Here is a 6,555-nt window from a genome sequence, read left to right as displayed (position 1 = left end):
CGCCGCGAAACTCAACCGCCGTCCCCGGCCCACCCTGAACCTCGAGACCCCAGCCAACCGGCTGAACCAGCTGCTGCTGCAAACAGCGGCCTAAACCCCTGCGTTGCACTGACTAGTTGACTTTGCCGAGGAATTATTGTCCTTAAGTGCCATCTCGCGGGGGTTTGAAGGGGAAGCACGACGGCGGCGCCTCGGCTAGCGCACCTTCGGCACCTTCCGCACGGACAGGGTGGTGGCGGCGAAGAAAGTCAGCACTGAGGCCAGGACCATTAACAGGGGCGCGGTCCAGGACCCCGAAGCGTCGTGGACGAAGCCGACCAGCGGAGGGGCCACGGCAGCGAAGCAGTAGCCCACCCCCTGGACGGTGGCGGACATGCGCCCCGCCGATGCCTGGTCGCGGGCAAGCTTGATGATCGCGATGAAGATCAGGGTGATCCCGCCTCCTTGGGCAACGCCACCAAAGGAAGACCACAGCCACCACAATCCAGGGGCGATGAGCAGGCCCGCCGGAACGGTTGTCCACAGCGCACCCAAGGTGACCGCCACCGCCGTCGTACTCATGGAACGGGCAACCAACGGCACGCCCAGTCCGCCCACAATGGCGAGGATCTGGAAGAGCGAGGAACCAGCACCGGCCGCGGAGGCTGACATGCCCAGCTCATCGTTGAGGTAGCTGGGCAACCAGGCCGTCACCGCGTAATAGGAGAACGCCTGCCCTGCGAATCCAGCGGTCAGCCCGGCCGTGATCCCCGCCGAGCCATGAACCGGCGCCTGCCGGACTTCACCGCCGCCTCCGTCAGCCTCCGGGTGGAAAGCGGCCCGCACGCCAACGGCCAGGACCCAGAAAACGATGGCAGCCACCGCGAGCACCCCGGCCGACGCCAGCGCACTCCGCCAGCCAACGGCTTCCGCAAGCGGCGCCGTGACCACAGAGGTCATGAAGGAGCCAATGTTCAGGGCAGCCGTGTAGACGCCCATGGCCGCGCCCTGCCGCCGCGGCGAAAAGTCCCGCCGGATGATGAGGGGCACAGCGATGTTCCCCACGGTGATGGCCAGCCCAATCACCACCGTGCCAGCCACCACCAGTCCCGGGCCACCGGCGGAACGAACCAGCACCCCGGCCAGCACGCCCAGGATGGTCAGGCTTACCGCGAACTCTGCCCCAAACTTCCTGGCAGCCAGCGATGCCAGCGGTGCCGCGAGCGAAAAACAGAGCACAGGAATACTGGTGAGCAGTCCCAGCATCACGGGCGAAAAGCCCAGGTCCACCTGCATCAGGCCCACCACGGGGGCCACCGCCACGAATGGCCCGCGCAGGTTCAGCGCCAGCAGTCCTATGCAGGCAAGGAGGATCCAACTGCTGGGAAGGCGGGCCAGTTGGCGGCCGCTCACGAAGACGGGCCGGGAAAGAGAGGTGATTTCATCACTCCCATTGCTATCACGCTCCGCGTTGCTGGAATTTCAGGCACCCTGCCGGCCGGCCCTGCCATACGATGAACGTGACCCAAGGAAGTAGGACACCGATGACGCACCGCCTTGCCATCCTCGACGACTACCAGGACGTTGCCCACGGCTTCGCCGACTTCACGGCCCTGGAGGCCGAGGGCGTGACGGTGACGTCCTACCGTGAGCCCTTTGCTTCCCGGGACGCCCTGGTTTCGGCGCTGGCAGGGACCACCATGGTGATCGCGATGCGCGAGCGGACCGCGTTCCCGCGTGAGGTGTTCGAGAAGTTGCCGTCGCTTGAGCTGCTGGTCACTACCGGCATGGCGAACGCCTCCATCGACGTGGCCGCCGCAGAGGAGCACGGGGTGACGGTCTGCGGCACGCCGGGTTCACCCAGCGCGGCCCCCGAACTGACCTGGGCCCTGCTGCTGGCCATAGCCCGGCATCTTCCGGCGGAGGAAAGCTCCCTCCGCGCCGGTATGTGGCAGTCAACGGTGGGCGTGGAGCTGGCCGGAAAAACCCTGGGCATTGTGGGGCTGGGCAAGATTGGCCGGCGGGTGGCCGCGTATGGGCAGGCGTTCGGCATGGATGTGGTTGCCTGGAGCCAGAACCTGACGGCCGCGGCAGCCGCGGAGGCCGGTGCCCGGCCCGTATCCAAGGAGGAGCTCTTCACTGTCGCCGATGTCGCCACCCTCCACCTGCGGCTCTCCCCGAGGTCGGAGAACACCGTGGGAGAAGCTGAGCTGCGGCTGCTGGGGCCCGAGGGCATTCTGGTAAACACAGCGCGGGGGCCGCTGGTTGACCAGGAGGCGCTGGTCAAGGCGCTGAACGAGGGCTGGATCCGCGGCGCCGCCCTGGACGTGTTCGACCAAGAACCCCTGCAGGCCGGGCACCCCCTCCTGGCCGCGCCGAACACCGTGCTATCCCCCCACCTGGGCTACGTCACCCAGGAAAGCTACCGGCAGTTCTACGGCGGCGCCCTGGAGGACATCACCGCCTGGCTGGCCGGCTCCCCCATCCGAACCATCACCGCCTGACCCGGAAAAACAGCATGACCCACACCATCCGCAAGGCAACAACGCACGACGCCGGCCCGCTCGCCGCGCTGGCGGCCGTCACCTTTCCGCTGGCCTGCCCGCCGTCGTCGTCACCTGCCGACATTGCCGCCCACCTGGCCAACACGCTCAGCGCCGAACACTTCAAGGGCTACCTCGCGGACCCGGACGCCACCATCCTGGTCATCGATGCGGACGGGCAGCTGAATGGCTACAGCCTGCTGGTGGACCGGCCCGCAACTGACCCGGACGTGGCCTCGGTCCTGACCCTGCTGCCGTCCGTGGAAATCAGCAAGTGCTATGTGCATCCGGACTATCACGGGCTGGGCGCGGCGGCCGAACTTATGCACGCCAGCCTCCAGGCCGCAGCCGCCTCCGGCGGCGCCGGAGCATGGCTGGGTGTGAACAGCCAGAACGCCCGCGCCATCCGCTTCTATGAAAAGTCCGGTTTCGACAAAGTGGGCACCAAATCCTTCCGGCTGGGCAGCACCGTGGAACACGACTTCGTGCTGGAGCGGGCACTGCCCTGAGCGGTCAGGCTCCCGATCCGTGCATTCCCTGGCGGACCGAACTGCCTGCAAAACCATTCGGCGGGTAGGCAAGCGGCGGGCGGGGCTCGGCCAAAAGCTTGAGCCCAGGTGGGAGCCCTTCGATACTGCCCTTGGTTCCAGCAGCGTTTATGGTCACCCGGCTCGAGTCCAGCAGGACGTTTTCCGCCCGAAACGTGCCCACGATCTCGGGCAGGATGGGTGAGAGGTGCACCACGCCGCGCGTGAAGACGGGGTCGAACCGGAGCAGGATCCGTGCCAGCTGGACCGGCGCTGCCGCAGCCCACGCCTGCGGGGAGCACGCCGTGGGATAAGGCACGGGACTGGGGAACTCGCCCCGGTCAAAGCCGCAGAACAATTCCGGCAGCCGGCCGTCAAAATGCGATGCGGCGTCGAAGATGGCCAGGGCCACCCGCTTGGCCTCGTCCACGAACCCGTAGCGCATCAGGCCCGTGGCCACCAGCGCAGTATCGTGCGGCCACACGGATCCGTTGTGGTAACTGACGGGGTTGTAGGCGCCCATGTCGGAGGCCAGCGTGCGGATCCCCCACCCCGTGAACATCTGGGGGGACATCAGGTTCTCCATCACGGACACCGCTTTGTCCTGGTCCACGATGCCGGTCCACAGGCAGTGGCCGATGTTGGAGGTGAGCGCGTCGACCGGCCGCTTGTCCTTGTCCAGCGCCACGGCGAAGTAACCCTTGTCCGGCAGCCAGAACTTCTTGTTGAACTCCTCTTTGAAAGCCGCGGCCTTGTCCGCCCACCGCTGCTCCAGTGCCGGGTCACCGCTCCAGTGCGCCAGCAGTGACCTGCCCACGTAAGCCGCGTAAACATAGGCCTGGACTTCGCACAGGGCGATCGGCGCTTCGGCGATGGTGCCGTCAGCGAAGTTGATGCCGTCCCAGGAATCTTTCCACCCCTGGTTCACCAGGCCATGCTCGTTCGCCCGGAGGTATTCGACGAACCCGTCGCCGTCCCGGTCGCCGTACTTTTCGATCCATTCCAGCGCCCGGTCGGCATGTTCCAGCAGCGGCTGGATCTTGTCCCGGGAAAGCCCCCAGCGGCTCAGCTCACCAAGGACCGCCACGAAAAGCGGAGTTGCATCTGCGGTGCCGTAGTACGCCGTGCCGCCAAGGGAGAGGCCTGCCGTCACGCCGAGCCGGACCTCGTGCGGGATCCGGCCCGGTTCCTCCTCGGAATCCGGGTCCACCTTCTTTCCCTGGATTCCGGCCAGGGTCTGCAGCGTGCCCAGCGCCAGGTTGGGGTTGACCATCAGGCTCATGTAGGAGGTCAGCAGCGAGTCCCGTCCGAACAGTGCCATGAACCACGGAGCTCCGGCGGCCACCGCAGCCCGTTCCGGGTGGTGCGCGTCGAAGATGCGCAGGGCGCCGAGGTCTGTCTGGCTTCGGTTAAGCAGGTCCTGCAGGTGGGAGTCCTCGATGCTGATCCGTGGAAGCCCCTCTTCCCAGGCGAGGTGCCGGCGCACACCTTCGCGGTGGTGCGGCAGCTGTCCTTCCTTGAAGGGCTTCTCCGGTGCTTCCCCGTTGACCAGGGGCACCACGATCACGCTGGTGGTCCATTTGCCCCGGGCCGGAACTGTGATGCGGAAGCGCAACCCGTCGGTGCTGACTTCCGCGTCCCGGGCCCCGATGGCGGAGCCGCGCTGTTGGCCGTGCCGGGCGGCCTCGATGACGAGCCTGCCCTCCGACACGGTCCGGGTAGTGTCGTCCGGCCCTGTGGTGCGGCCGCCCTTGACGTCGAACAGGTCTGCCTGGTCCGCGTCGACCAGCAGTTCGATGTCGCATTCCACGGGTTCGGAAGCGTAGTTTTCCAGGGTGATGTCGTCCTGCAGGCCTGGGCCGATGTGCCGGACCTGGCGGACCACCAGCGGGCTGTCGAACCTGCCGTCCGGCCACTTGGCCCGCCCCACGAAGGTCGCCTGGAACGGCTGGGGCCGCTGGGCCGAAAGTGTTTCGCGCAGCGAGCCGTTGACGCGCAGCACCCAGCCGGACAGTATGCGGGTGTCCTGGAAGAACGCACCGTTGGTGCCGGCGTCCGGACTGATGTCACCGCTGCCGGACGAGATACAGAAGGATGAGCCCTCCAGGACGGTCACCGAGCCTGAGTCGGAAACGGTTGCCTCATTGTCTGCATTCCATGCGGTCATGCAAGGACTCCCTTCTAGAGGGGAAGCTGCCCCGGGGGATCGGGAAAAGCAGTTCTACCCCCTATCGATTCTGGTGCAACCGGGTACCGTGCGGAACCCCCGGGGGAAGCCTCCCTTCAATAAGGTCGCTGTAGAGTTCCAGATGCTCGGCAACCATCCGTTCCGCACTGAACCTGCCCACCACCGCTTTGCGGCACTCCGCCCTGTCCAGGGCTGCAGCAGCCGGAACGAAGCCGGCCAGTTCCTCTGTCTGTCCCAGGAACCCCGTCCGCCCGTGCTTGACGATTTCCGGGGCCGAGCCGATGTACGTGCCCACCACGGGCGTTCCGGTTGCAAGGGCTTCAATCATCACCAACCCGAACGGTTCGGACCACTGGATGGGGTTCAGGAAGGCCAGGGCCTCCCCCACCAGCCGGTATTTCGTGGCGTCGTCCACCTCGCCCACGAAGTCCTCGTTGGGGCCCAGCATCGGTTCTATGACATCCCGGAAGTAGCGGACCTCGTCCGGCTCCCGCATCTTGACTGCGATCTTGAGGTGCAGTCCGGCCTGCCGCGCGATGGTGATGGCCTCAACGAGTCCCTTGTCAGGGGACGACCGACCCACGAAGCACAGGTAACCGCCGCTGCCGGTCCCCACCGGAACCGCGGAAAGGTCCATGCCGTGGTGGATCACGCGGGTAACGGGCACGTCGGGGGCATGCGAGGCCTGGTCCCTTGAAATGGCGATGACAGCGCCCTTCCTGGCAACGGCACGGTAGATGTCAGCGGCCTGGTCGTGGAGGGGGCCGTGGATGGTCGTGGCCACCGGCACGCCGGGCGGCCGGTGCAGGTACAGGGGGCCCGCCAGGGTGTGGTCGTGGATGATGTCCACGTCCTGAAGCCCCTCATAGGCCCTGACCACGTGGCTGAGCTCGGAAATGGTGGTACCCAGTCCGCCGTAGTCCGTGGGACGCATCCCGGGGACGAGCTGCACCGGACACGTGCTGTCTGCCGGTGCCGCCAGCAGCACCTCATGCCCGGCTGCTGCGAAGCCCCTGGCCAGCGTGTCCACCACTCTTTCGGTTCCACCGTATGTTGCCGGTGGAACCGGAATCCACGGCCCTGTTACAAGTCCAATCCGCATTCCTGGCTCCCAGGTTTGACAGGCCGGGCTCCCCAGCTGGCCGGGCGATACTTCACCGCGCGTCTTCGTCCGCCGCAGTGCTTTGAGCTTTGAAAGGGCCCTCTGCTTGGGCTCTGATCTGACTATTCCCCAGGATTGCTCCGGCCACAAGACCCGCATGTGCGGCATCTCATAGCGGCTCCCGGAATAGGGGCCGGTGCCCGCAAGTTGTTCAGG

The 6,555-nt window shown here is 66.4% G+C and carries 5 protein-coding genes; 2 read left to right on the top strand and 3 right to left on the bottom strand.

What is annotated here, in order from left to right; genetic code table 11:
• Positions 1-195: 195 nt before the first annotated feature.
• Entirely contained in the window at positions 196-1,392 is a 1,197-nt protein-coding gene (locus tag IEW19_RS11850; RefSeq protein ID WP_188571820.1) for an MFS transporter, read from the bottom strand.
• Between the two features lie 131 nt (positions 1,393-1,523).
• On the opposite strand from IEW19_RS11850, the gene IEW19_RS11845 reads away from it, so the two are divergent.
• Together IEW19_RS11845 and IEW19_RS11840 are read left to right on the top strand one after the other, a co-directional pair.
• Positions 1,524-2,483 (top strand): D-2-hydroxyacid dehydrogenase family protein, encoded by a 960-nt coding sequence (locus IEW19_RS11845; protein ID WP_188571819.1) that lies wholly within the window; start codon positions 1,524-1,526, stop codon positions 2,481-2,483.
• Between the two features lie 14 nt (positions 2,484-2,497).
• Positions 2,498-3,031 (top strand): GNAT family N-acetyltransferase, encoded by a 534-nt coding sequence (locus IEW19_RS11840; protein WP_188571818.1) that lies wholly within the window; start codon positions 2,498-2,500, stop codon positions 3,029-3,031.
• A gap of 4 nt (positions 3,032-3,035) precedes the next feature.
• Here IEW19_RS11840 and IEW19_RS11835 read toward each other — a convergent pair whose 3' ends face one another.
• Together IEW19_RS11835 and IEW19_RS11830 are read right to left on the bottom strand one after the other, a co-directional pair.
• The gene (locus IEW19_RS11835) at positions 3,036-5,216 is read right to left on the bottom strand and encodes an amylo-alpha-1,6-glucosidase (RefSeq protein WP_188571817.1); all 2,181 of its coding nucleotides are present in this window, start codon (positions 5,214-5,216) and stop codon (positions 3,036-3,038) included.
• Between the two features lie 61 nt (positions 5,217-5,277).
• Complete coding sequence (locus tag IEW19_RS11830; RefSeq protein WP_188571816.1) at positions 5,278-6,339, bottom strand: glycosyltransferase family 4 protein; 1,062 nt, start codon at positions 6,337-6,339, stop codon at positions 5,278-5,280.
• Positions 6,340-6,555 lie beyond the last annotated feature (216 nt).

The organism is Arthrobacter liuii, from assembly GCF_014639275.1.
Lineage (GTDB): Bacteria > Actinomycetota > Actinomycetes > Actinomycetales > Micrococcaceae > Arthrobacter > Arthrobacter liuii.
Note: the sequence above shows the minus strand (reverse complement) of the source record. Positions and strands in the feature narration are given on the sequence as shown.